A 24,580-nucleotide genomic window follows, 5' to 3' on the forward strand; every position below is an offset into this window, starting at 1 on the left:
TCAGACGGCGATTCGTGTCACGATGACGAGGCGTCCTATTCAGGGAGTGCCCGATGTGTGACGATCCGCTGCTGCCCGCCTCCGTGGCCCGCGCGCTGGCCGACTACCGTGAGCTGCGGGACGCACACGGCCCCTGCTGGGGCGAGCCGCCCATCCCGTACGTCGTCCAGGCCTGGGCCACCGTCTTCCTCGACCGCCGCCACAACTACTGGGGCGCGGGGCTGCGCCAGCTCGCCGGGCGATATTCCCCGGAGGAGGCCGAGGACCATCTCGACGAGGTGGATCCGGAGCGGGCGGTGCGGGACGCGCTGGCGGGCGACGTGCTGGACAACCTGGCCGCGCTGCGCCTGACCCCCGAGGGGTTCGCGCTGGAGGCCGTCACCCGGGTGGTGCTGGACGACCGGCCCTTCCGTACGTCGCTGCTCCTCGACTCCAGCGTGGACGAGCCGGTCACGGTCGTCGTGGACGGCACGCCGTACGAGGTGCCTCCTCATGGCGCCCGGGTGGCCGGCCTGGAGCGGGACGTCAGCGTGAACGGGGAGCCCGTGGACCTGTCGCCGCTGCGCAGGCGGGCGGAGGCGGCCACGATCAGGGTGCGGGCGGGGTTCCCGTGCCGGTGGAGCGTGACGGGAGCCGGCGGGCAGGGCTGGTACCCCGAGGGCGCCCCGCCCAAGGTGGACGTCCACCGCAGGCCGTTCTTCCACGGCGACGACCTCGTGATCGCCGTGCCCGCCGAGCCGGTCACGGTGGCGGTGGCCAGGGGCATGGAGTACACCTCGTCCGAGGTCGTGATCACCCCCGAGGCGGGCGCGGAGACGCTGGTCGAGCTGGCCCCCGAGCGCCTGTACGACGCGGCGGCCCGCGGCTGGTACGGCGGCGACCTGCACGTGCACCTCAACTGGATGGGCGAGGAGCCCGCCGCGCCCGAGCTGGCCGCGGCGGCGCAGCACGGCGAGGACCTGCACGTGCTCAACCTCGTGGCGGGCAACGTCGCGAGCGGGCGCGTCTACGACGTCGAGGCGCTGGAGCACTGGGTGGGCAAGGACCTGCCCTGGTCCGACGACAGGCACCTGGCCAGGCTCGGCGTCGAGTACCGCAACGACGTCGTCGGCCACCTGACCGCGTTCGGCCTGCGGGAGCCGCCGAGCCGCTACCACGCGGGGTTCGAGGGCACGGTCGACTGGCCGCCCAACGCGGTCGCACTGGAGGAGCTGCGCCGGCTCGGCGGGGTGACGGGGTACGGGCACCCGTTCCACACGGCGTTCTCCGACGACGACCCGCCGGACGTGATCCTCAACACCGGCCGCAACTGCGCGGCCAGGGAGATCGTCGCGGACGCCGCGCTCGGCCTGATCGACACGCTCGACGTGCTCAACCACTCCTCGCTCGCGGCCACCGCCACCGTCTACCGCCGCCTGATCGGCGCGGGCAACAGGCTCACGGTCACCGCGGGCACCGACGCCGTGCTGTCCTTCTGCCGCCGCGGCACCGCGTCGAGCCCGCCGGGGTGGGAGCGGGTGTACGCGAACGTCGCGGGCCCGCTCACCGCCGAGTCCTACGCCGAGGCGATCCTGCTCGGCCGCACGTTCGCCACCACCGGGCCGTGGCTGGAGCTGACCGTGAACGGGCACGGGCCGGGCGACACGCTGGAGCTCGCGCCGGGGCAGCGGGTCGAGATCGTGGTCTCCTCGATCGGGCCCGAGGTCGAGTCGCTGGAGATCCGCACCGCCGACGGCGTCCTGGCGCAGGGGCCGCCGGGGCGGCTGGTCGCGTCGATGACGGCGGGCGAGCCGACGTACGTGGTCGCGGTGGCCTCGGGCGGGCCCCACCCGCGCACCGTGCACCGGTCGGGGGCGTACGCGCACAGCAGCCCGGTGTACGTGGACGTCGCGGGCGGGCACGTGGCCAGGGAGGCGGACGTCCGCTGGTGCCTGGCGTGGCTGGACCGGCTGGAGGTCCTGCTGCGGCGGTACGGCACGTTCGAGACGCCCGCCCAGCTGGACGACCACCTGGAGCTGTACGAGCGCGCCAGGGCCGTCTACCGCGCCCGACTTCCCTAGGGCCCGACTTCCCTAGGGCCCGACTTCCCTAGGGCCCGACTTCCCTAGGGCCCGACTTCCCTAGGGCCCGACTTCCCTAGGCGAGACCCGCGACACGCGCGTGTCGGCGGAGTGGCTTCGTGAAGTCGTGGCGGGTCTATGATGTTGGAAACTGAAGCGGCTCCGGTCCCCGGTCGCCGCCGGGCGAAGCGTTCGGAGGTCGGCGCATGCTGGAGTCGCAGTGGGCCCGTGACACGTTCGGGCAGCGGGTGCCGGCGATCAGACAGGCGATCGCCGAGGCGCTGTCGGTCGCGCTCGACAACGCCCGCGACGCCCAGACGGCCGCGCAGACCGAGCACACGCACCCGTTCGGGTTCACGCTCATGTCGCGCAAGTTCGAGGCGCTGGCCAAGGCGTTCGAGGACATGGGCGACGTGCGGATCATCAAGCCCGCCGGGTCCCCCCACGAGCTGGTGGTGCTCGACGGCAAGCTGCTGTTCCCGTTCCGCTATGCCAAGGACCGCTCGATCGGCGTGATGAGCGCGCGCATCGGCGAGGGCCGCCCGTCGGCGCTGGTGCAGGCGCTGTTCAACCGGTTCGGGCCCGAGCCGCGGATGCGGCAGCTCTCGCTGCACGACCTCGCGCCGCAGGCGGTGCCGGTGGCCGAGGCGCTGTCCGACCTGCCCGACGACACGAGCCTGGTGCTGATCGCGTACGCGTGCAACGCGCACGCGGGGCTGCTCGACGCCTGGTGGGGCGAGGCCGAGTTGCTCGACCGCACCGGCAGCCTGCGCTGGCACGTGTGCGAGCCGATCCCCCTGGCCCAGGACGCGACGACGGCCGGGCAGTCCGGGGCGCAGCCGGCCGCGTTCGACCAGGGCGCCCTGCCCACCCCGGCGCTCAACCCCCGCACCGGGGCCGGGCGGCTCACGGCGCCCGTCAGCGAAGCCGTACCGATCACCAGGGCAGAAGCCGCCGGCGGTGAGTGAGTTCAAGACCGGCGCGCCGACCCCCCAAGCCGTCGCCGACGCGTTCGACGCCACCCGCCTCACCCAGGCCCGCCATCTGGCCGCGCTCACCAAGAAGGAGGTGGCCGAGCTCCTCGGCGTCTCCCCCGCCGCGGTCGGGCAGTACGAGGCGGGCGTCACCCGCCCGCGCCCCGACCTGGTCCCGCTGCTGGCCGAGGCGCTGGCCGTGCCGATGGCCTTCTTCCTGCCCGGACGGCCGCACGGCAAGCTCGACGGCTCCATGGCCCACTTCCGCAGCCTGCGTTCCACCCGCGCCTACCAGCGGGCCAAGGCCGTGGCCTTCGTCGAGCAGGTGTGGGAGCTGACGTACGCGCTGGAGAAGCGGATCCAGCTGCCGGCCGTCGACCTGCCCGGGTTCGCGGGCGGCGAGATGCACTCGGCGCTGCCGCGCGACCCGGCGGGCGCGGCCCGCGCGCTGCGGGCCCACTGGGGGCTCGGCACCGGCCCGGTCAGCCACCTCGTACGCCACATGGAGTCCCACGGCATCGTCGTCGCCTTCCCCCGCCACGACCCCGACGCGGTCACCGTCGACGCGTTCTCCACCTCCAGCCTGCCGCGGCCGATCGTCGTGCTGACCCCCAACCGGTTCGACGACATCTACCGCCACCGCTTCACCGCCGCCCACGAGCTGGGCCACCTCGTCCTGCACGGCGACACGGCGGCCGGTGACAGCCATCAGGAGCGCGAGGCCGACGCGTTCGCGGCCGAGTTCCTCACGCCGCGCGGCAGCATCCTGCCGCAGCTGCCGCAACGGGCCGACCTGCGCAAGCTCGCCGAGCTGCGGCGGACATGGGGGGTGTCGGTCGACTCGCTGCTCTACCGGTGCCGCGAGACCGGGCTGATCTCCGACTCCGCCGCCGGCCGCGCCTACCAGCGCCTGGCCGCCCTGCGCGACCAGCCGGGCTTCACCAACGAGCCCGTCTCCGGCTACCCCGGCGAGCAGCCGGTCCTGCTCGCCCACGCCTTCGACCTGGCCACCCGCGAGAGCGACCTGACCGCCGCCACCCTCGCCCGGGAGCTGGCCTGGCCCATCACCCGCGTACGCGAGTTGATCGGCCTGCCCGACCAGCGGCCCTCACTGAAGCTCGTCCTCTAGCCCCGCGCCGATGGCGTCCAGCTCCGCGACCGCGTCCGGGGGCAGGACCAGGTCGGCGGCGGCGACGTTCTCGCGGAGATGGGCCGGGGACGAGGTCCCCGGGATGAGGACGATGGTGGCCGAGCGCTGCAGCAGCCAGGCCAGGGCGACCTGCTGGGGTGAGACGCCCAGGCGGGCGGCCACGTTCCGGAGCGTCTCCGACTGGAGCGGGGTGAAACCGCCCAGGGGGAAGAACGGCGCGTAGGCGATGTTCTCGGCGGCGCACCGCTCGACGAGGGCGTCGTCCTGCCGGTTCGCCACGTTGTAGAGGTTCTGCACGGTGACGACGGGTGCGATGGACCGGGCCTCGGTGAGCTGGGCCGTGGAGACGGCGCTGAGGCCGAGGTGGCGGATCAGCCCCTCCTCGCGCAGCTCCGCCAGAGCCCCGAACTGCTCCGCGAGCGACTCGTCGGTGGTGCCCTCGTGCGTGACCACGCGCAGGTTGACGACGTCGAGGACGTCCAGGCCGAGGTGCCGGAGGTTCTCGTGCACCGCGACCTTGAGGTCCGCGGGGTCCTGAGCGGGCATCCACTCCCCCTGGGGACCGCGGCGCGCGCCGACCTTGGTGACGATGCGCAGGTCTGCCGGGTACGGGTGCAGGGCCTCCCTGATGAGCTCGTTGACGACCGCGGGGCCGTAGAAGTCGCTGGTGTCGATGTGGTTGATCCCCAGTTCGAGGGCTTCGCGAAGCACGGCGATGGCCTGGTCGCGGTCTTGGGGCGGACCGAAGACGCCGGGGCCGGCCAGTTGCATGGCGCCGTAGCCCATGCGGTTGAGGGTGAGGTCGTCCGCAAGCGTCAGCGCCTTATCCGACATTTCATGATTTCCTCTCATTCCGTGGACACTCTGCAACGTGCCTGCCCCAGGTGGGAGTACCCGCTGTTCCAGCGTCGCAGGACCCTGGTCGGACCTCGCCTTGGTCACCTTCCACGCACAACCTGGCCGCCTCACCGCTTGGGGCGGCCGTACGACATCCGCCGGAGGAACACCTCCGCCGGGCCCCGGTGGCCGACGGCGCGCAGCCACTCGGCCAGCACGATCGACAGCAGCCAGACCCCGACGGCGATCCCGAAGGTGAGGGCGAAGCTCACGCCGTCTCGCAGGCCCAGCGTGAACGGGTAGAAGAGCACCACCCAGACCACGGCTTGGAACAGGTAGAACGTCAACGACCGCTGCCCCAGCGCCGCCAGGGCCGTGGTGAGCCGGCCACGCCGGACCTTGACCGCGACGAGCCCGATGGCGGCGGCCATGCCGATGCCGCCCGCGTACCCGGTCAGGTCATGCGCCACGGCGACCGCCCAGCTGACGGGGACCGAGGTGGGAGTCCACGCGCCGGCCGCGAGCAGCGCCGCGGGCAGCCTGCCCGCCACTGCCACGCCGATGAGCACCACGGTGACGCGGCGCAGCAGCGGCAGGTGCCGCTCGGGCTCGTCGAGGAACCGGCGCCTGGCGGCCCAGATGCCCAGCATCATGCCCGGCACCACCATGACGGTGGAGATCGCGGTCTCCACCGGCCAGGACGGAATGGCGGCGACGAGGTGCGCGGCGAACGTGGGCTCCATGAACTCCGCCATGGCCACCGGCTTCGCCTGGGCCACCACGCTCTGCCAGGCCAGCAGGAGGGTCGCGGGGACGAGCGTCAGCAGGCCCGTCCACCACAGCACCGAATCCCGCGCTCGCACAAGGGGAGCGAGCACCAGCAGGGTCAGCCCGTACACCGCGATGATGTCGATGGGCACGAGCACCACCGTGTTCAGGAAGCCGATGACGATCAGCCAGAGCGCCCGGCGTCGCAGCAGGCTCCGGATCGAGGCCCAGTCGCCGCCCCTGGCCTGCCGGCTGTGGGCTAACTGCCCGAGCCCGTAGCCGAACAGGAACACGAACATGTCGCGGGCCTGGTTGTCGGCGAGCAGCGACTTGATGAACTTCGCCGCGGCGTCAAGCGCGGCGGGCCCAGCGTCCCAGTCGCCGACGAACGCCGGCGCGTGTGACAGGGCGATCAGCAGCAGCATGAAGCCGCGTGCCAGATCCGGCGCCAGCGCTCTCGCTGTCACGCCGGTGGGCGCCGTGAGGGTCATGTCGGTTTCCTTCCGGTTCGGCGTGCCGGGCCGCTGCTGCGGGCCTGACGGTGCTGCTACGTCCTGCGGGGCCACGGCTCGCCGGGAGCCGCTTCGACGGAGATCTGGCGCGAGCAACGGCGCTGGGCGTTCGACCGGCTGCTGCGCTCGACCGTCAGCGGCGTCAGCGGCCCCACGCTCGCGACCGGTCGCGACGTCGGCACAGGCTTCCCCGGCCCAGCACCCGCATGACGATGGGCTTTCATCATCCCGCCATTCGCGATAGTACGCGTTCACTCGAAGCAAAAAGCTACGTTGCGTTTAAATTCTTGTCAATCAGACATGCGCCGAGAACTCGCTATTCATGCAGCTAGATGGCGACAATAATTGCAATGGATCTGAAGCTGAATGCAACTCTCAAGCTTGCCTCTATTGCAATGGGGTGCGATCGAAGGCAATACTGGATCGCCAGAGCACAGGGACAGGAGCACCAGGAGGCGAGCGCCGATGCCGGGAGGCAGGTTGACCCAACAGGACCGCCGGGACATCGCCGCAGGCCTGGCGAACGGGCTCGGCTACGCCGAGATCGCCCGGCGCCTGTCCAGGCCGACCTCCACCGTCAGCCGGGAGGTCAGCCGCAACGGCGGCCCCGGAGCGTACCGGGCCGAGCGGGCGCACCAGGCGACCGAACGACGTGCCCGCCGCCGCCGGCAGACCCCGCGATCAGCGCCCCCGGCCGCCAACAGCGCGTACGGCCGCGACCCCGAGGAGATGCGCGAATTCGCGGAGCGCCTCGTCGAGACCCTGGTGCAGACGGGTGTGCAGCGGATGGCATCGAGGGTCCTGGCCTGCCTCTACATCACCGACACCGGCGCGCTCACGGCCAAGGACCTCGCCCAGCGCCTCCAGGTCAGCCCCGCCTCGATCTCCACCGCCGTCGCCTACCTGGAGGAACAGGAGCTGATCAGGCGCGACCGCGACCCGCGGAGCCGTCGCGAGTTGTACAGCGTCGACAACGCTCTTTGGTACCGGTCGTTTCTGGCGAGTGCGCAGCGAAACTTCTTGCTGGCCGAGACCGCCCGCGACGGGGCACGCATCCTGGGCGCCACGACCCCGGCCGGAGCGCGCTGTGAATTCGTGGGTGAATTCCTTCGACGTACCGGCGAGGACATACTCCAGACAGCCGAACGCTGGCAGCACCTTTTGATCCCGCAAGCACGCGAAAACCCTGAGTAATTCAACGCGATCCGTCGACGCGGCGACACCGCCACGGTCGCCGATGCAGCGGGTGGACGCGGTCACGTCATGCGCCATCCGCACGAACTCGACGCCGGGCGTTGACGACGGCGCCTGAGATCCTGAGCTCGGCCTGGATGAGGCTGCCCGATTCGGGTTGCCGTCGCCATCGCCTGACCTGCGGCAAGCAACCGCTCACCCGCTCACATGGGGCCGATGCGAGGGGCAGCCCTGGCCCGCGATGGCGACCGGCGCAAGGGCGCTTCAGCCGGTACAGCGGCAGGCGGTCCGAAAACACTCAACGAGGCGGCGGGCAAATCAACACGATGTTCTTTCCAGGATGGTCACGTCTTTCAGCAGCTTGCCGCGGAAGAAGTCAGAAGGGGAAATCTGGTCTCCCTTCGCAATTTTTTCCATGGGAATGGTCACATCGCCTGTAGTGACGAAATCCATGAAGGACTGGGCGATGGCCGTTACCGGGATTTTCACGCAGGCTTTCGGCAGGGTGTCGGCGGTGGCGGCCGGGCCTGAGAGCAGAGCGGCGCCGATGGCGGTCGCGGTCAGAGCGTGCTTGTACATGTTGCTTCCTTCGCAGCTGACGAGAAGATCAAATTCGTGCTGTCGCCGATGAGGCGCCGACGCCCATCGCACCCGCGCCCGCGTCTCAACGAGGGGACCCCCAGCGCTTGCGCGCACGCCCCGGGCGGACCGCGGGCAAACGCGAGCACCCACCCAACCAGGGGGGCGAGGGAGCGAGAGCGCCCTTCACGCACGTGTCGCGGTCAGCAGGCGAGGGAGCGGGAGCGTGCTTCACGTACGCGCCACGGCCAAGAGGCGGGCCCGCGCGAGCACGTCGGCGATCGTGCGTACGCCGACGAGGGTTTCGCGGGGCATCGGGCCCCACGTGTCCTCCATGGCGACGTGGAGTTCGGCGAGGTCCAGGCTGTCGGCCTCCAGGTCCTCGCGGAGCCGCGCGTCCAGCGTGACCCGGCTCGGGTGGACCTTCAGGATGCTGACGCAGCGGTCGCGCACCACGGTCAAGATCTCCTCGTCGCTCACACCGAGCCCTTTCCTCGTAGCGGTCTTGTCACTTAGCGTGGCCGGTCGCCCGATAAATGGGCACTCGTGACGCGGAACCCGCCGTTAAGGAGTTGATCAAGTTTCGAGGGTCGCGACGGGCGCCCGCGGGGCCGCGTACCTATCCTGAGCAGCACCTGATCTTGAGGAGGGATGGGCGTGGCCGCGCAGTCCGAGCCGTACCCGAGGCGGTACGCCCACGTGGCCGGGGTGGCGGTGCACCTGCCTGAGGAGAGCCTGACCACGCCGGAGCTGGAAAAGCTACTGGCCGCCCGTAATCCGGGCACGCACATCCCCCTCGGCGTCATCGAGCAAGCCAGCGGCGTGGAGCGGCGGCACGTGGCCGCTCCCGGTCAGACGGCCGCCGGGATGGCCGCGGCCGCCGCCCGCACTCTGCTCGAGCAGACCGGGCATGTCCCGCCCGTCATAGACCTGATCATCTATGCGGGGGTGACCGTCGACGCCGTCGAGCCCGCCACCGCGCACATGGTGGCCGCCGAGCTGGGGGCGAGCTGCCCGGTATTCGATGTACGCAATGCATGCAACAGCGTTCTGAACGCGGTCGAGCTGGCCGACACGCTCATCACGGCCGGCCGCTACCGTACGGTCCTCATCGTGTGCGGGGAGGTCGCCACTCCGGCCATCCGCTGGCAGGTCGAGTCCGACGCGGACTTCGTCGCCGCCGGGCCCTCCTACACCGTCTCCGACTCGGGGACGGCCATGCTGCTGGAGGCCAGTGCGGTGCCCGGGGTGCTGGGGCACCGGTTCTGCGCCAGCTCGGCACACTGGGACGCCGCCGTCCTGCCGGTCACGCGTTCCATCTCGGCCGGTTATCAGGTGGGCGCGTTCACCGTGGACCCCGTGGGGCTGGCCGTCGGGGTGCACAAGCTCGACCGGTCCGTGCTGCGGGCGCCGCTGGCCGAGCGCGGGCTCGACTGGGACGACATGGCGGCGATCTGCGTGCATCAGGCGTCCCTGTCGTCCTTGCACACCTTCTGCGAGGCGGCCGGGATCCCGCTGGAGAAGGTGGTGGTGACCATCGCCGAGCACGGCAATCTCGTCGCCTCCACGATCCCCGTGCAGTTGCACCAGGCAGTCCAGTCGGGCCAGGTGCAGCGGGGCGATCTGGTCGCGCTCGTGGGGGTGGCCAGCGGGGTCAGCGCAGGGACCGTGCTGCTGCGCTGGTGACGGCCTCCAAGACTCCCGGCAGCGAGGGGCTGGAGGTTCTCGGGAAACGGTGACCGGCGTCGAAGGGCTGGGGTTCCCGGGAGACGGTGACCGACGGTGAAGGGCTGGAGGTTCTCGGCGGACGGTGAGCGGCGCTGAAGGGTGGCGGGTGCCGGTGTGGCGGGGTTGAGGGTGGGGGGCGAACGGCCGCGACACTACGGAGTTGCCGCGCTACCTTTCGTGACAATGCGTGCGATGATCGTTTCCATGTGGGACATGCGATCCAGCGGAGGTCCGGTGCGCGCCCGGGTCGCCGTCACCGGCATGGGCGTGCGTACCCCAGCGGGCGCCCATCCCCAGGAGCTGTGGGACACCCTGCTGGCCGGCCGGTCGACGGCGCGTACGATCACCTCGTTCGACGCCGAGGGCCTGCCGGTGGACTTCGCCTGCCAGGTGCCCGACCTCGACCTGGACGGCTACGTGAAGCCCAGGGACGCCCGCCGGATGGACCGGGTCACGCGACTGGCGTTCTGCGCCGCGACCGATGCCCTGGCCGATGCGGGCCGGACGGCGGCGGCGCCCGAGCGCCGGGCCGTCGTGACCGGGACCGGGTACGGCGGGGTCGCCACCCAGGAGCTCGCCTTCGGCACCCTGGACGAGCGCGGACGCGCCTGGCCGGGCCCCCTGCACATCCCCATGAGCATGCACAACGCCGCCGCCGCCGAGATCAGCATCCGGCACGCGTTCCTCGGTCCGAGCATGTCGGTGGCGACCGCGTGCGCCTCCGGCAGCCACGCCATAGGTGAGGGCATGCGGCTGGTCCGCGACGGGACGGCCGATGTGGTGCTGGCGGGCGGCATGGAGGCGGGGGTGCAGGCCAGCGCGCTGGTGGGGTTCGGGCGGGTGGGGGCGCTGTCGCGCCGCGCGTCGGAGCCCGAACGCGCCAGCCGCCCCTTCGACGCCGATCGCGACGGGTTCGTGCTGGGTGAGGGAGCGGCGTTCCTCGTGCTGGAACGGCTGGAGGCCGCGCTGCGCCGGGGCGCCCACGTGTACGCCGAGCTGAGCGGGTACGGCCGGACGTCCGACGGCCATCACCTCACGGCCCCCGACCCCGAGGGCGGCGGCGCGTACCGCTGCATGCGTCACGCGCTGGCCGACGCCGGGGTCGCGGCGGCCGAAGTCGTCCACGTCAACGCGCACGCCACCTCCACCCGCCTCAACGACGAGATCGAGGCGCGGGCCATCGCACGGCTGTTCGGCGAGTACGCGGTGCCCATCACGGGGAGCAAGAGCGTGATCGGCCACGCCCTGGGGGCCTCGGGCGCCATCGAGGCCGTGATCAGCGTGCTGACCCTGATCGAGCGCACCATCCACCCCACCGCGAACCTCGACCACCGGGACCCGGCCTGCCCCGTCGACGTCGTGACCGCGCCGCGCCCCGTCGTTCCCGGGCCGGTGCTGTCCAACTCGTTCGCCTTCGGGGGGCACAACGCGACCCTCGTCTTCACCCCGTTCCGGGAGGACCGATGAAACTGGCGGGCACGACCGCCCTGGTCACGGGCGCCAGCGGCGGCATCGGCCAGGCCACGGCCCGCGCGCTCGCGCGGCACGGCGTGCACCTGGTCCTGACCGGCCGCGACGCCGGCGTGCTGGAGACGCTGGCCACGGAGGTGGGCGGGCGTGCCGTCCCCGCCGACCTGACGGGCCGCAAAGCCATCGCGAAGATGATGAAGCAGGCCGGACCGGTCGACATCCTGGTGGCCAACGCCGGGGTTATCGCTCCCGCGCGGATGACCGATCACGACCTCGACGAGATCGACCACTACCTGGAGCTCAACCTGCGCGTGCCGCTCGTGATGGCCCGCCTGGCCGCCGAGCGGATGGTGGCCAACGGGCGCGGCCACCTGGTGTTCATGAGCTCGATCGGCGGGAAGATGGCGCATCCGCATCTAGCCGTGTACAACGCGACCAAGCATGGCCTGCGGGGGTTCGGGCATGCGGCCAGGATGGATCTGGCACCCTACGGCGTCGGCGTCTCCGTCATCTGCCCGGGGCTGGTGCGCGACGCCGGGATGCTCACCCGTACCTCGCTGACCGTGCCCCCATGGATGACGCGCAGCCCGCTGCACGTGGCGCGGGCGGTGTGCCGGGCCATCCTGACCGACGCCGCCGAGATCGACGTCGCGCCGCTGCCCGTCCGCGTAGCGGCTGGGCTGGCGAGCGTGTGGCCCGGGGCCGGGGCGCGGGTGCAGCGCCTCATGGGAGTCGAGGGGTACGCCCGCGCCGCCGCCGGCCGCGGCTTCCTGTGACCGGTTGACATCAAGCAAGGTTGAGGTTGCAGGCTCGGAAGACGAGTTGACCGCTGTCTCCGGGAGTGCGCCATGCATGCCGTCGTCCTGCACACCTTCGGCCCCGCCGAGAACCTCCGCTACGAGAGCGTGCCCGACCCCGAGCCGGGGCCCGGCCAGGTTCGCATCGCCGTCAAGGCGGCCGGGGTGCACCTGATCGAGACGACGATGCGGTCAGGGGCGACCGGTGGCATGACGCCGCCGCTGCCGGAGCTCCCGGCGATCTTCGGCGGCGAGGTGGCCGGACGCGTGGACCAGGTGGGTCCCGGGGTGGATCCGTCCTGGATCGGGCGCGATGTGGTGACCTCGTACGGCCGCCCCGGCGGCTACGCGGAGCTGGCGGTCGCGGACGTGACGTCCGTGCACCCGATCACCTCCGCCTACGAGACGGCCGTGGCCATGGTCGTCACCGGGGTGACGGCGCTGCAGTTCCTGGACGTGGCCAAGCTGACCGCTGACGACGTCGTGCTGGTGACCTCGGCGGCCGGCGGCATCGGGCGCCTGATCGTCCAGTACGCGCGCGGCCTCGGCGCCAGGGTGGTCGGCGCGGCGGGCGGGGCCGCGAAGGTGGCGGCCGTACGCGACCTCGGGGCGGACCTCGCCGTCGACTACGACCAGCCGGGCTGGGAGGAGACCGTCGCCAGGGAGCTGGGCGGCCGCGCGGTCACGGCCCTGCTCGACGGGGTCGGCGGCGACAGGGCGCGGGCCGCGTTCGGGCTGCTGGCCGACGGCGGCCGCTACGTCACCATCGGCAACGCCTCCCGCCAGGACTTCCAGCCGGACCCCCGGACGGTGGAGGAGCGCGGCCTCACCGTGACCAACGCCCTGATGCTGCTGCTCAGCGAGCCGAACACGCGGCCGGACTACGAGGTCAGGGCGCTGGCGGCGCTCGCCGACGGCACGCTGACCCCTGCCGTGCAGACGTTCCCGCTCGCGGAGGCGGCGGCCGCCCACGCCGCGCTCGAAAGCAGGCGTACGACGGGCAAGGTCGTGCTCATCCCCTAGCCGCGAATCCCCTGAGCCGCGAATCCCCTAAGCCGCGATTGCCTTGGCCGCGATGGCGTACTGCGGGTTCTCGGGGCGGTAGGACGAGCCGACGACGGTGAACCCGGCCTCGGCCAGCCGCGCCTCCAGGTCGGCGGGGGTGAACGGCAGGAAGTCGATGGTGTGCCGGTGGTGGCTGAGCGTGCCGTCGGGGTGCTCCTGGACGAACAGGATCTCGGCCAGGCACGGCTCGCCGAAGCTCTCGGGGAAGGTCCAGACGTAGACGCAGGTGGACCGTACGCCGTCCCGCTCGCGCACCCGGTCACCGACCACGATCCGCCGGCGCTCGCGATAGAGCAGCTCCCAGTTGCGGGAGTCGACGATCAGCGTGCCGGTCGGGGACAGCACCTGCCGCATCCCTGACAGCGCCACCACCATGGCCTCGCGCGACCCCGTGTGGACGAGGGAGTTGCCCAGGCACAGCACCAGCTCGTACGGCCCGGTCACGGCGGCGGGCAGGTCCTCCCACCGGGAGGTGAGCAGCTCCACGCCGCCGGGCACGCGGCGGCGCGCCTCCGCGACCATCTGCGGGCTGCCGTCGGTGGCGGTCACCCGGAACCCGGCGTACGCCAGCGCCATGGCGTCCGCCCCGATGCCGCAGGCGCAGTCGAGCACGGGGGCGCCCGGCGGCAGGGCATCGACCACGGCTTGGATGAACTCCCGGCTGGAGACGGACGTGCCGCCGATCACGCCCGGGGCATTCACGATCTCGTCGGCGAAGATCCAGTGGTAGTCGACGGCCAGGTCACGGTAGTAGTCCGACACGAAGCGAGCCTCGCACGATCATCGGAGCAGGTCCACCCAATAAAGTGGCCAGGCGATGGACACCTTACGAGCTCCCCGCCTGATGTCCGGCGATCGCGTCCGGGTCGTCTCCCCCGCCTCCCCGCCCAACCCCGACCTGGTCGCCGCCGGAGTCGAACTCCTCACCTCGTGGGGCCTCCGGGTCGAGCTGGCCGAGCACGCCTTCGACCAGTGGGGCTACATGGCGGGCCGCGACGAGGAGCGCGCCGCCGACCTGAACGACGCCTTCCGGGATCCGGGCGTACGGGCCGTGTTCGCGACGAGGGGCGGCAAGGGCGCGTACCGGATCGTGGACGACCTGGACTTCGACGCGCTCGCGCGGGACCCCAAACCCGTGATCGGCTTCAGCGACATCACCCACCTCCACCTGGCCGTGTGGCGGCACTGCCGCCTGGCCGGCCTGCACGGCCCCTTCGTCAACTGGAACGCGTCCGTCACGGGACCGGCGTCGGCCGAGGCGCTGCGCCGCGCGCTGATGACCACCGACCCCGTCACCGTCCATCGCGACCCGTCCGAGGTCACCGCGCAGGTCGCCGCGGCGGGCAGCGCCACGGGCACGCTGATCGGCGGCAACCTGAGCGCGGTCCGCACGCAGGTCGGCGCCGGGCTGCCCAGCCTGGAGGGAGCGATCCTCTTCCTGGAGGACAACCGCGGCACCGGTCTGGGCGAGGTCGACCGCACCCTGACGCAGCTGTCCCGCTCGGGAGCGCTCGACGGCGTTCGGGGCATCGCGCTCGGGCAGTTCCGGGGGTTCGAGCAGGACGACGGGGACCCGACGCTGGGCGGCTGGGGCGTCGTGGACGTGCTGCGCGACCACCTCGACCGGCTCGGCGTCCCGATCCTCGGCGGCCTGCCGGCCGGGCACGGCGACAACCCGCCGACCATCCCCATCGGCACGGAGGCCGCGATCGACACGGCCGCGGGCACCCTGACCGTGCAGGCCGCCGTCAGGTGATCCGCGTTAAGCGATGAAGAATCTCTTCGCAAAGATCTCGCTTACGAAGGAAAATGTTGAGACGCTGATCTGCACCAGGTGCCCCCAGCCCCAAGGAGTGGTTCATGCGCCGCCTATTGGCGATCTCCGCGGTCGCCGCGCTGCCCTTAACTTCTGGCATCGTTCCAGCTCACGCCCAGGATCCCGCTGATCGGCAGCAGGCCTTCGCGGCCGCCGCGCAGGAGTTCAAGGTCCCCGAGAGCGTCCTGCTCGGCGTGTCCTACCTGGAGTCGCGGTGGGAGGCCCATGCCGGGCAGCCGTCCAATGACGCCGGGTTCGGGCCCATGCATCTCACCGACGCCGCCGCGTACACCGCCTCCAACCATCACAGCGACGGCGAGGAGGATGCCCGGGGCGACGAGAACCGGCCCCTGCCCGCCCCCGAACCCCAGCAGTCCTCCGTAGCGGTCCCCGCCTCCCTCCGCACCATGGAGAAGGCCGCGCAGCTCACCGGCGAGACCCACGAGCGGCTGCGTACGGACGACGCCGCCAACATCCGGGGCGGCGCCGCGCTGCTCGCCGACTACCAGAAGGCGCTCGGCGCGCCGCTGAGCGACAACCCCGGCGAGTGGTACGGCGCCGTCGCCAAGTACTCCGGAGCCCAGGAGGACGGGGCGGCGAAGTTCTTCGCCGACGAGGTGTTCGCGACGATCAAGGACGGCGAAGCGCGCACCACGGACGACGGGCAGCGGGTCGCGCTCCCGGCCGTGCCGGACCTGGAGAAGATCGAGAAGTGGCTGGAGAAGCTCGGTCTGCGCCCGTCCAGGAAGGACGGCGTGGAGTGCCCGATCACCGTCTCCTGCGAGTGGATCCCGGCCGCCTACCAGGAGCTGCCCCCGGACGACTACGGGCACTACGACCTGGCCAACCGGCCGTTCAGCCAGAAGATCGAATACATCATCATCCATGACATGGAGGGATACTTCGACTCCTCCATCCGCCTGAACCAGGACCCGAAGTACGGCGCCAGCTGGCAGTACTCGGTCCGCTCCAGCGACGGCCACATCGCCCAGCACATCAAGGGCAAGGACGTCGCCTGGCAGGCCGGCAACTGGTACGTCAACGCCAAGTCCATCGGCATCGAGCACGAGGGCTTCCTGGCCGAGGGCAGCACCTGGTACACCGAGGCGATGTACCGCTCGAGCGCCCGGCTGGTCCGCTACCTGGCGTTCAGGTACGGCATCCCGCTCGACCGCGCCCACATCCTGGGCCACGACAACGTCCCCGGCACGCTGCCCACGACCGTGAAGCAGATGCACGAGGACCCGGGCCCGTTCTGGGACTGGGCGCACTACTTCCAGCTGATGGGCGCCCCGTTGCACCGGTTCGGCGGGCCCAACTCCGGCTCGGTCATGATCAAGCCGGACTTCGCGACGAACAAGCCGTACTTCTACGGGTGTGACCGCAAGAACCCGGAGAACGCCTGCCCGCCGCTCCCGGCGAGCACGGTCTGGCTGCGCACCGAGCCGAGGGCGGACGCGCCGCTGGTCAAGGACATCGGCAAGCACCCCACGGGCGGGTCCCTCTACAGCGTGTACGACCACAGCGCCCGCGCCACCACCGGCCAGCGCTTCGCCGTGGCCGAGCGCCAGGGCGACTGGACGGCCATCTGGTACCTGGGTCAGAAGGCGTGGTTCCTCAACCCGGCGAGCGCGCCGACCGCCGTCCCGTCGGCCGGACTCGTGGTCACCCCGAAGCCGGGCAAGGCCACCGTCCCGGTGTTCGGCAGGGCGTACCCGGAGCAGGAGGCGTACCCGGCGGACATCCCGTACCAGGCGGTGACCCCGCTGCAGTACACGTTCTCGGCAGGCGAGAAGTACACGCTCGCCGGGGCGGCGCCCGCGGAGTACTACCGGGCGGTCACCTTCACCATGGACCAGGACCACAAGGTGGTCCGGGGCAAGACGAAGTACCTGCAGATCCAGTTCGGCCACCGCGTCATGTTCGTCAAGGCTGACGACGTGCAGGTGACGTTCTCCGGGTGAACTCCTTGACGGCGCGCCTGGTGCTCGCGAGCGCCTCCTGAGAGGAGTCGTACGTGCGCTGGGCGACGCCGACGAACACGCAGTCGACGACGAGGAGCTGGCTGATCCGGCTGGCCAGGGCGCCGGGACGGAACTCCGTCTCGCGCCCGGCGGAGATCAGCACGTGTTCGGCCAGCTCCGCGATGGACGAGCGCGGGTTGTTCGTGATCGCGACCGTGGTGGCCCCGGCCTCCTTGGCCCGGGTCAGCGGCTCGATCACGTCGGGCGTCTCCCCCGACGTGCTGATGCCGATCGCGACGTCGCCCTCCCTGAGCAGCACCGCGCTGGTCAGCGCCAGGTGCGCGTCCTGGAAGGCGTGGCTGGACAGCCCGATGCGCAGCAGCTTCTGCGCGACGTCCTCGGCCACCAGCCCGGAGGCGCCCACGCCGTACGCGTCGATCCGCCGGGCACCCACGATGGCGTCCACAACCAGGCCCAGCCGCTCGGAGGTCAGCTGGGCCACGGTGTCGTTGATCGCCTCCGACTCGGCCCGCGCGACCTTCTGGATGACCTCCGACAACGGGTCGTCCGGCGCCAGGTCGCCGGGCACGAGCCGGTCGGGCTGCGCGGCGGCAGCGGCTAAGGCCAGCCGGAGCTGCGGATATCCCGCGAACCCGAGCAGCCTCGCCGTGCGCACGATCGTGGCCTCGCTGGTGCCCGAGGCGGCGGAGAGCTCCGTGATGGTGCTCCTGGCCACCGTCGCGGGGTCCTCCAGGATGAGCCGGGCGACGGTCTGCGCGGCCGGCGTCAAGGACGGCAGCACACCGCGGACCGTGGCCACCAGAGTGTCGGCCCGCATGCCGTTCCCGCTGTCGTCCACGTCCTGATTATGCCGTCCGTTTAACGCGATATGCCGTTCGTGGGTGCCCCTGATTAACGCAATGTGCCATTTGTCATGCCCACGGGCTCCTCCGGCACGGCGATCAGGCCGAGCTCGGCGGGGGTGGCCACGAGCGGGTGGAAAGGAACGACGCGCACGGTATATCCGAACGCTCCCGTCCGGTCGAGCGGCACCGTGCCCGTGTAGTGGGCCCGGCCGTCGTCGCCCACCGACGCGACGGTCAGCTTCGCGTACGTCGGACGCATCAGCTCGTCGTGCGGCCCGACCTTGCCGTAGACGGCCTCGACCAGCACGTCGTCAGGCTCCAGGTCGCCGAGCGCGATCGTGGCGTGCAGCTCGATGGAGGCGCCCACCTCCGGCGTGTCCCCCACGCCCGAGGCCTCGACATGCTCGACGCGCACCCCGGGCCAGGCCCTGGTGACCCGGACCCGCCAGGCCGCGAACGCCTTCGCGGGCGCGTACGAGTCAGCTGACAGCGCGTTGGCCGCGGCGGCGGCCGGGTTGTACAGGTCGACCACGTAGTCGCGCAGCATGCGACCGGCCAGCACCTTGTGGCCCAGCGAGGTGAGCGTGTGCTTGACCATCTCCAGCCAGCGCCGCGGCAGCCCGTCCACGGGACGGTCGTAGAACCGGTCGGACACCTCGTGCTCGATCAGGTCGTAGAGGGCGGCGGCCTCCAGCTCGTCGCGCCGGTCCGGGTCCGTCACGCCGTCGGCGGTCGGGATCGCCCAGCCGTTGGTGCCGTCGTACCACTCGTCCCACCAGCCGTCGCGGATCGACAGGTTGAGCCCGCCGTTCAGCGCGGACTTCATCCCCGAGGTGCCGGACGCCTCCAGGGGGCGCAGCGGGTTGTTCAGCCAGACGTCGCAGCCCTGGGTCATGAGCTGGCCGAGCGCCATGTCGTAGTCGGGCAGGAAGACGATGCGGTGGCGCACGTTCGCCTGATCGGCGAACTTGACGATCTGCTGGATCAGCTTCTTCCCGCCCTCGTCCGCGGGGTGCGCCTTGCCTGCGATCACGATCTGGACCGGCTTTTCCGGGTCGAGCAGCAGCTCGGTGAGCCGCCGGGGATCGCGCAGCATCAGCGTCAGCCGCTTGTAGGACGGCACCCGCCGGGCGAAGCCGATGGTCAGCACGTCGGGGTCGAGCGCGTCGTCGATCCAGCCGAGCTCGGCGTCCGAGGCGCCGCGCTCTCGCCACGACCTGCGCAGGCGCACCCGGGCGCCCTCGACGAGCCGCTGCCGCAGCGTGCCCCTGATCTGCCAGAGGTCGGCGTCGGAGATCTTCTGGATGCCCTCCCAGCCGCGGGCCCGCTCCAGCAGCGAGGGCAGCTCGCGCTCGGCCAGCTCCATGAGCTCCCTGCCGACCCAGGTGGGCGCGTGCACGCCGTTGGTGATCGACCCGATCGGCACCTCGTCCACGTCAAATCCGGGCCAGAGATCCTTGAACATCTCCCGGCTGACCTTGCCGTGCAGCACGGAGACGCCGTTGACCCGCTGGGCCAGCCGCATGCCCATGACGGCCATGTTGAACCGGGTGGGATCGGCCTCGGCGCCCAGTGCCAGGATCCGCTCGACGGGCACGGTCGGCCAGGCGTTCGCGCCGCCGAAGTGGCGCTCGATCATGTCCACGGGGAACCTGTCGATGCCCGCGGGGACGGGCGTGTGCGTGGTGAACACCGTGCCCGCCCGCACCGCCTCCAGCGCCTCGTCGAACGAGAGCCGCGCCTCGGTGAGCTCGCGGATGCGCTCCAGGCCGAGGAAGCCGGCGTGCCCCTCGTTCGTGTGGAACACCTCGGGATCGGCATGTCCGGTGATCTTGCAGTACGCCCTGATGGCGCGCACGCCGCCCACGCCCAGCAGCAGCTCCTGCATGAGCCGGTGGTCGGTGCCCCCGCCGTAGAGGCGGTCGGTGATGTCGCGGGCGGCCGTGTCGTTCTCGGCCACGTCGGAGTCGAGCAGCAGCAGCGGCACCCGTCCGACCTGCGCCACCCACACCTGCGCGTGCAGCTCGCGCTCGCCCGGCAGGGCGAGGCGGATCTTGACCGTCTCGCCGGCGGCGTCCTTCAGCAGGCTGAGCGGCAGGCCGCCCGCGTCGAGCGACGGGTAGTGCTCCAGCTGCCAGCCCTCCGGCGACAGCGACTGCGTGAAGTAGCCGTGGCGGTAGAGCAGGCCGACCGCGAGGATCGGCACGCCCAGGTCGCTGGCGGCTTTGAGGTGGTCTCCGGCCAGGATGCCGAGGCCGCCCGAATACTGCGGGAGGGCGGCGGCGATGCCGTATTCGGGGGAGAAGTACGCGATGGCCCGCGCCCCGTCGGGAAGCGTCTGGTACCAGCGCGGGGAGGTCATGTATTCGCGGAGGTCGTCGGCCGCGTCGGCGAGGCGGCGCAGGAAGCGGCGATCTGCGGCCAGCTCGCTGAGCCGCGCGGGGGTGACGGCGCCGAGCAGGGCCACGGGGTCGTGCCCGACCTGCTCCCAGAGGGCGGCGTCCACCTCCGCGAAGAGGTCCAGCGTCTCCGGGTGCCAGGACCAGCGGAGATTGTGGACGAGCTCGCCGAGGGCGGCCAGCTCCGCGGGCAGGACGGTGCGGACGGTAAACCGGCGGATTGCTCTCACGTTTCTGCACCCTACGGGCTAGGAGGGACCTCTCAGTCCTTCACCCCCAAGAAGACCGTTCAAACCCCTTCCGGGAACAAGCATGAAGACGGACGATTGGGGCAACTTTCCTGAATGTTGGCACTCCCGCGGACACACTCGGGAGGTCTATCCGCTGCTGTCCACAATTTACATGCAAGGATCGTTCCGACCACGGTGGTTCGCTTCCAGCGGCCCATCGCCAGGACGCGGAGTCTGCACCCACGGAAAGCCTCCGGCGGCACCGAGCGCGCCGTCGCCAACCCTTGAATGCGATGATCGGACGAATTCCCATCACGGACATCTCCCCCGTCGTCGACTGCGGGCAGTGGCCCGCCAAGGCGGTCGCCGGCGAGACCTTCGAGGTCTCGGCGACCGTGTTCAGAGAGGGCCACGATGCCGTGGCCGCGGGCGTGGTGCTCACCTCGCCCGATGGGCAGCGTGCCCGTCTGAGACGGATGCGCGAGCTCGCCCCCGGCACCGACCGCTGGGGCGTGGAGGTCTCCCTTCCCGCCGAGGGTGACTGGCTGTTCCGGGTAGAGGCCTGGAGCGACCCGATCAGCACATGGCTGCACGACGCCGAGATCAAGATCCCTCGCGGCATGGACGTCGATCTGATGTGCGAGGAGGGCGCCCGGCTGTTCGAGCGGGCGGCGAAGGCCGTGCGCACGGCCGACTGCCCCAACGGCAAGCCCAAGAACGGCTCGAACGGCACTAACGGCGGCTCGAACGGCCGCTCCAAGGGGAACGGCAACGGCGACAGCGCCTGCGGGCACCGTGCCGCCCTGCTGTCGGTCTCCGCCACGCTGCGCGACGAGGACCTGGACCCCCGGGCTCGGCTGTCGATCGCGCAACTGCCGGAGACGGCCGCGCTGCTGGAGTCGCACCCGTTCCGGGAGCTGGTGACCAGGTCCAAGTCGAACAAGATCAGGGTGGACCGGCGCCGGGCGCTGTACGGCTCCTGGTACGAGTTCTTCCCCAGGTCGGAAGGCGCGGTCGTCAACGAGCTCGGCATCTCCAAATCCGGAAATTTCCAGACTGCTGCCAAGCGCCTCCCCGCCATCGCCAAGATGGGCTTCGACGTCGTCTACCTGCCGCCGATCCACCCCATCGGCGCGACGTTCCGCAAGGGCCGCAACAACACGCTCAGCCCCGAGCCCGACGAGCCCGGCTCCCCCTGGGCCATCGGCTCCGAGGACGGCGGCCACGACGCCATCCATCCCGACCTGGGCACGTTCGAGGACTTCGACGTGTTCGTCGGCCGCGCCAAAGAGCTGGGTATGGAGATCGCGCTCGACCTCGCGCTCCAGTGCTCGCCCGACCATCCGTGGGTGAAGGAGCACCCCGAGTGGTTCACGATCAGGGCCGACGGCTCCATCGCCTACGCCGAGAACCCGCCGAAGAAGTATCAGGACATCTACCCGATCAACTTCGACAAGGACCCCGAAGGCATCTACGCCGAGGTCAAGCGGGTGCTGATGCGCTGGATGGCCCACGGCGTGCGGATCTTCCGGGTGGACAACCCGCACACGAAGCCGGTCGGGTTCTGGGAGCGGCTGCTGGCCGACGTGCACACCACCGACCCCGACGTGATCTTCCTGTCGGAGGCGTTCACCAGGCCCCCGATGCTGCGCATGCTGGGCAAGATTGGCTTCCACCAGTCCTACACGTACTTCACCTGGCGCAACACCAAGCCCGAGGTGGAGTCGTACCTCATGGAGCTCTCCCACGAGACTCCCACCTACGTGCGCCCCAACCTCTTCGTGAACACGCCGGACATCCTGCACGAATACCTGCAGCACGGCGGCATCCCCGCTTTCAAGATCAGGGCGGTGCTGGCGGCGCTCGGCTCGCCGAGTTGGGGGGTTTACTCCGGATATGAGCTTATAGAGAACATTCCGGTACGCCCCGGCAGCGAGGAATACCTCGATAGCGAGAAATATCAGTACAAACCTCGCGATTGGGTTACCGCCGAACGTGAGGGGTGGAGCCTGGCGCCCTTCATCACCCACCTGAATTTGTTCCGAAGAGCGCATCCCGCACTGCAGGAATTGCGTAATCTACGGATCCACAGGGTCGACCAGCCGGACATCGTCTGCTTCTCGAAGCGGCTTCCCGGCGCCTATGATCCGGCCACGCGCAGGCACGGGCCGGGCGACGTGGTGCTGGCGGTCGTCAACCTGGATCCGCACCATACCCACGAGGCGACCGTAGAACTTGACCTTCCTGCCATCGGACTCGACTGGAACGCCGAGTTCGTCGTGGACGACGAACTCTCGGGTGAGTCGTACCGCTGGCGGCAGAGCAACTACGTGCGCCTCGATCCCCACATCCAGCCTGCCCATATCCTCACCGTCCGAGCCGCTCCACGGTAAGAACTGAATTCAGCGGGGAGTCTTCAACGTGTGTGAAAGCGCCTCCGTCATGAGCCACTCCCGGAGTGGCTCATGAGCTCAACCACACCCATTCCCAACACCTTTGACGAGGAAAAGCCGCGCGATCCGTACTGGTACAAACGCGCGGTTTTCTACGAGGTCCTGATCCGGGGTTTCGCCGACTCCAACGGCGACGGGACGGGCGACATCAGAGGTCTCATCGACAAGCTCGACTACCTCCAGTGGCTCGGGGTCGACTGCCTCTGGCTGCTGCCGCTCTTCGAGTCGCCACTGCGCGACGGCGGCTACGACATCGCGGACTTCATGAAGATCCTGCCCGAGTTCGGGGACCTGGGAGACTTCGTGAAGCTCGTGGACGAGGCGCACAAACGCGGCATGCGCGTCATCGCCGACCTCGTCATGAACCACACCAGCGACGCCCACCCGTGGTTCCAGGCCTCGCGCCACGACCCCGAGGGGCCGTTCGGCGACTTCTACGTCTGGTCCGACTCCGATGAGAAGTACCAGGACGCCCGGATCATCTTCATCGACACCGAGACGTCCAACTGGACCTACGACCCGGTGCGCGGCCAGTACTACTGGCACCGCTTCTTCCACCACCAGCCGGACCTCAACTACGAGAACCCGGACGTGCAGGAGGCCATGCTGGAGGTCCTGCGCTTCTGGCTGGACCTGGGCATCGACGGGTTCCGGCTGGACGCGGTGCCGTACCTCTTCGAGGAGGAGAGCACCAACTGCGAGAACCTGCCGAGGACCCACGAGTACCTCAAGCGGATCAGGGCCGAGATCGACCGGCTCTACCCCGACCGGGTGCTGCTCGCCGAGGCCAACCAGTGGCCGTCGGACGTGGTGGAGTACTTCGGCGACCCGGTGGGCGGCGGGGACGAGTGCCACATGGCCTTCCACTTCCCGCTGATGCCGCGCATCTTCATGGCCGTACGCCGGGAGTCTCGCTACCCCATTTCCGAAATCTTGGCGCAAACGCCGAAAATTCCGGAGCACTGCCAGTGGGGGATCTTCCTCCGTAACCACGACGAGCTGACGCTCGAGATGGTCACGGACGAGGAGCGCGACTACATGTACGCCGAGTACGCCAAGGACCCCCGCATGCGGGCGAACGTCGGCATCCGCCGCCGCCTGGCCCCCCTGCTGGAGAACGACCGCAACCAGATCGAGCTGTTCACCGCGCTGCTCCTGTCGCTGCCCGGCTCCCCCGTGCTCTACTACGGCGACGAGATCGGTATGGGCGACAACATCTGGCTCGGCGACCGCGACGGCGTGCGCACGCCCATGCAGTGGGATCCCGACCGCAACGCCGGCTTCTCCGACTGCGACCCCGGCCGGCTCTACCTGCCGGTCATCATGGACCCGATCTACGGCTACCAGGGCCTCAACGTCGAGGCCCAGCAGCGCAACGCCGGCTCCCTGCTCCACTGGACCAAGCGCATGATCGAGATCCGCAAGCGGCACCCGGTGTTCGGGCTGGGCGGTTACGCGGAGCTCAACTCCTCCAACCCCAGCGTGCTCGCGTTCGTCAGGGAGCTGGGGGACGACCGGATGCTCTGCGTGAACAACCTGTCACGCTTCCCCCAGCCGGTCGAGCTGGACCTGCGGAGATTCGTCGGCGTCTCCCCCGTGGAGACGATGGGTGGGGTCCCATTCCCGGCAATTGGCGAACTTCCGTATCTTTTGACGCTTCCTGGGCATGGGTTCTACTGGTTCACACTCCCGCCGGCCATCACCCAGGAGGAGTAGGA

The 24,580-nt window shown here is 70.4% G+C and carries 19 protein-coding genes; 12 read left to right on the plus strand and 7 right to left on the minus strand.

Translation table 11 applies throughout. From position 1 onward, the window contains the following. Positions 1 to 53: 53 nt before the first annotated feature. The 3 genes from AB0J87_RS43245 to AB0J87_RS43255 all read left to right on the plus strand — a co-directional run bounded on the left by AB0J87_RS43245 (position 54) and on the right by AB0J87_RS43255 (position 4,163). A complete protein-coding gene (locus AB0J87_RS43245) occupies positions 54 to 2,060 on the plus strand; it encodes a CehA/McbA family metallohydrolase (RefSeq protein WP_363976297.1) in 2,007 nt (668 codons plus the stop codon). A 206-nt stretch (positions 2,061 to 2,266) separates the two neighbouring features. Then, positions 2,267 to 3,028 carry a hypothetical protein gene (locus AB0J87_RS43250; RefSeq protein ID WP_363976300.1) on the plus strand — a complete coding sequence of 254 codons (762 nt, stop codon included), beginning with the start codon at positions 2,267 to 2,269 and terminating at the stop codon, positions 3,026 to 3,028. Then, the gene (locus AB0J87_RS43255) at positions 3,021 to 4,163 is read left to right on the plus strand and encodes an XRE family transcriptional regulator (RefSeq protein WP_350729519.1); all 1,143 of its coding nucleotides are present in this window, start codon (positions 3,021 to 3,023) and stop codon (positions 4,161 to 4,163) included. Before AB0J87_RS43250 ends, AB0J87_RS43255 begins: the two co-directional genes overlap by 8 nt. On the opposite strand, the gene AB0J87_RS43260 is transcribed toward AB0J87_RS43255, so the two are convergent. Together AB0J87_RS43260 and AB0J87_RS43265 are read right to left on the minus strand one after the other, a co-directional pair. Continuing rightward, positions 4,143 to 5,018 (minus strand): oxidoreductase, encoded by an 876-nt coding sequence (locus AB0J87_RS43260; protein ID WP_363976303.1) that lies wholly within the window; start codon positions 5,016 to 5,018, stop codon positions 4,143 to 4,145. The two genes, AB0J87_RS43255 and AB0J87_RS43260, sit on opposite strands and share 21 nt — an antisense overlap. A 131-nt stretch (positions 5,019 to 5,149) precedes the next feature. After that, positions 5,150 to 6,280, minus strand: a complete 1,131-nt coding sequence (locus AB0J87_RS43265) for a DUF418 domain-containing protein (RefSeq protein WP_363976306.1) — start codon at positions 6,278 to 6,280, stop codon at positions 5,150 to 5,152. Positions 6,281 to 6,781: 501 nt separating this feature from the next. Here AB0J87_RS43265 and AB0J87_RS43270 point away from each other — a divergent pair. Beyond that, positions 6,782 to 7,495 carry a helix-turn-helix domain-containing protein gene (locus AB0J87_RS43270; protein WP_363976309.1) on the plus strand — a complete coding sequence of 238 codons (714 nt, stop codon included), beginning with the start codon at positions 6,782 to 6,784 and terminating at the stop codon, positions 7,493 to 7,495. 318 nt (positions 7,496 to 7,813) lie between these two features. Here the strand turns inward: AB0J87_RS43270 and AB0J87_RS43275 are convergent, their stop codons facing one another. Both AB0J87_RS43275 and AB0J87_RS43280 read right to left on the minus strand, forming a co-directional pair. Continuing rightward, positions 7,814 to 8,074 carry a hypothetical protein gene (locus tag AB0J87_RS43275; protein ID WP_363976312.1) on the minus strand — a complete coding sequence of 87 codons (261 nt, stop codon included), beginning with the start codon at positions 8,072 to 8,074 and terminating at the stop codon, positions 7,814 to 7,816. Between the two features lie 231 nt (positions 8,075 to 8,305). Next, entirely contained in the window at positions 8,306 to 8,554 is a 249-nt protein-coding gene (locus AB0J87_RS43280) for a phosphopantetheine-binding protein (protein ID WP_363976315.1), read from the minus strand. A gap of 177 nt (positions 8,555 to 8,731) precedes the next feature. Between AB0J87_RS43280 and AB0J87_RS43285 the strand changes: the two genes are divergently transcribed. The 4 genes from AB0J87_RS43285 to AB0J87_RS43300 all read left to right on the plus strand — a co-directional run bounded on the left by AB0J87_RS43285 (position 8,732) and on the right by AB0J87_RS43300 (position 13,092). Continuing rightward, complete coding sequence (locus tag AB0J87_RS43285; RefSeq protein WP_363976317.1) at positions 8,732 to 9,760, plus strand: ketoacyl-ACP synthase III; 1,029 nt, start codon at positions 8,732 to 8,734, stop codon at positions 9,758 to 9,760. 234 nt (positions 9,761 to 9,994) lie between these two features. Further along, positions 9,995 to 11,269, plus strand: a complete 1,275-nt coding sequence (locus AB0J87_RS43290) for a beta-ketoacyl-[acyl-carrier-protein] synthase family protein (protein ID WP_363976320.1) — start codon at positions 9,995 to 9,997, stop codon at positions 11,267 to 11,269. After that, positions 11,266 to 12,048 carry an SDR family NAD(P)-dependent oxidoreductase gene (locus AB0J87_RS43295; RefSeq protein WP_355205390.1) on the plus strand — a complete coding sequence of 261 codons (783 nt, stop codon included), beginning with the start codon at positions 11,266 to 11,268 and terminating at the stop codon, positions 12,046 to 12,048. Before AB0J87_RS43290 ends, AB0J87_RS43295 begins: the two co-directional genes overlap by 4 nt. A gap of 72 nt (positions 12,049 to 12,120) precedes the next feature. Next, positions 12,121 to 13,092 (plus strand): zinc-binding dehydrogenase, encoded by a 972-nt coding sequence (locus AB0J87_RS43300; protein WP_363976324.1) that lies wholly within the window; start codon positions 12,121 to 12,123, stop codon positions 13,090 to 13,092. Between the two features lie 27 nt (positions 13,093 to 13,119). Here AB0J87_RS43300 and AB0J87_RS43305 read toward each other — a convergent pair whose 3' ends face one another. Continuing rightward, positions 13,120 to 13,896: a methyltransferase domain-containing protein gene (locus AB0J87_RS43305; RefSeq protein WP_363976327.1), complete on the minus strand. Its 777-nt coding sequence runs from the start codon at positions 13,894 to 13,896 to the stop codon at positions 13,120 to 13,122. Positions 13,897 to 13,951: 55 nt separating this feature from the next. Between AB0J87_RS43305 and AB0J87_RS43310 the strand changes: the two genes are divergently transcribed. Next, complete coding sequence (locus tag AB0J87_RS43310; protein WP_363976330.1) at positions 13,952 to 14,890, plus strand: LD-carboxypeptidase; 939 nt, start codon at positions 13,952 to 13,954, stop codon at positions 14,888 to 14,890. 254 nt (positions 14,891 to 15,144) lie between these two features. Beyond that, positions 15,145 to 16,914 carry an N-acetylmuramoyl-L-alanine amidase gene (locus AB0J87_RS43315; protein WP_363976333.1) on the plus strand — a complete coding sequence of 590 codons (1,770 nt, stop codon included), beginning with the start codon at positions 15,145 to 15,147 and terminating at the stop codon, positions 16,912 to 16,914. Here the strand turns inward: AB0J87_RS43315 and AB0J87_RS43320 are convergent. Both AB0J87_RS43320 and glgP read right to left on the minus strand, forming a co-directional pair. Next, positions 16,877 to 17,773: a MurR/RpiR family transcriptional regulator gene (locus AB0J87_RS43320; RefSeq protein WP_350729495.1), complete on the minus strand. Its 897-nt coding sequence runs from the start codon at positions 17,771 to 17,773 to the stop codon at positions 16,877 to 16,879. The genes AB0J87_RS43315 and AB0J87_RS43320 overlap by 38 nt on opposite strands. A 53-nt stretch (positions 17,774 to 17,826) precedes the next feature. Further along, entirely contained in the window at positions 17,827 to 20,409 is a 2,583-nt protein-coding gene (gene glgP / locus AB0J87_RS43325; protein WP_363976337.1) for an alpha-glucan family phosphorylase, read from the minus strand. A gap of 293 nt (positions 20,410 to 20,702) precedes the next feature. On the opposite strand from glgP, the gene AB0J87_RS43330 reads away from it, so the two are divergent. Both AB0J87_RS43330 and treS read left to right on the plus strand, forming a co-directional pair. Beyond that, positions 20,703 to 22,802, plus strand: coding sequence for an alpha-1,4-glucan--maltose-1-phosphate maltosyltransferase (locus AB0J87_RS43330; protein ID WP_363976339.1), 2,100 nt, complete (start codon positions 20,703 to 20,705; stop codon positions 22,800 to 22,802). A 72-nt stretch (positions 22,803 to 22,874) separates the two neighbouring features. Continuing rightward, complete coding sequence (treS, locus tag AB0J87_RS43335; RefSeq protein WP_363976342.1) at positions 22,875 to 24,578, plus strand: maltose alpha-D-glucosyltransferase; 1,704 nt, start codon at positions 22,875 to 22,877, stop codon at positions 24,576 to 24,578. Positions 24,579 to 24,580 lie beyond the last annotated feature (2 nt).

Source organism: Nonomuraea sp. NPDC049625 (assembly GCF_040675285.1).
Classification (GTDB): Bacteria; Actinomycetota; Actinomycetes; order Streptosporangiales; family Streptosporangiaceae; genus Nonomuraea; species Nonomuraea angiospora_A.

What these genes read in the sequence shown, in the direction of transcription:
- AB0J87_RS43245 (WP_363976297.1), top strand. Translation starts at nt 54, where the DNA reads ATGTGTGACGATCCGCTGCTGCCCGCCTCCGTGGCCCGCGCGCTGGCC.
- AB0J87_RS43250 (WP_363976300.1), top strand. Translation starts at nt 2,267, where the DNA reads ATGCTGGAGTCGCAGTGGGCCCGTGACACGTTCGGGCAGCGGGTGCCG.
- AB0J87_RS43260 (WP_363976303.1), bottom strand. Translation starts at nt 5,018, where the DNA reads ATGTCGGATAAGGCGCTGACGCTTGCGGACGACCTCACCCTCAACCGC.
- AB0J87_RS43265 (WP_363976306.1), bottom strand. Translation starts at nt 6,280, where the DNA reads ATGACCCTCACGGCGCCCACCGGCGTGACAGCGAGAGCGCTGGCGCCG.
- AB0J87_RS43275 (WP_363976312.1), bottom strand. Translation starts at nt 8,074, where the DNA reads ATGTACAAGCACGCTCTGACCGCGACCGCCATCGGCGCCGCTCTGCTC.
- AB0J87_RS43290 (WP_363976320.1), top strand. Translation starts at nt 9,995, where the DNA reads ATGATCGTTTCCATGTGGGACATGCGATCCAGCGGAGGTCCGGTGCGC.
- AB0J87_RS43295 (WP_355205390.1), top strand. Translation starts at nt 11,266, where the DNA reads ATGAAACTGGCGGGCACGACCGCCCTGGTCACGGGCGCCAGCGGCGGC.
- AB0J87_RS43300 (WP_363976324.1), top strand. Translation starts at nt 12,121, where the DNA reads ATGCATGCCGTCGTCCTGCACACCTTCGGCCCCGCCGAGAACCTCCGC.
- AB0J87_RS43310 (WP_363976330.1), top strand. Translation starts at nt 13,952, where the DNA reads ATGGACACCTTACGAGCTCCCCGCCTGATGTCCGGCGATCGCGTCCGG.
- AB0J87_RS43330 (WP_363976339.1), top strand. Translation starts at nt 20,703, where the DNA reads ATGATCGGACGAATTCCCATCACGGACATCTCCCCCGTCGTCGACTGC.
- treS (WP_363976342.1), top strand. Translation starts at nt 22,875, where the DNA reads ATGAGCTCAACCACACCCATTCCCAACACCTTTGACGAGGAAAAGCCG.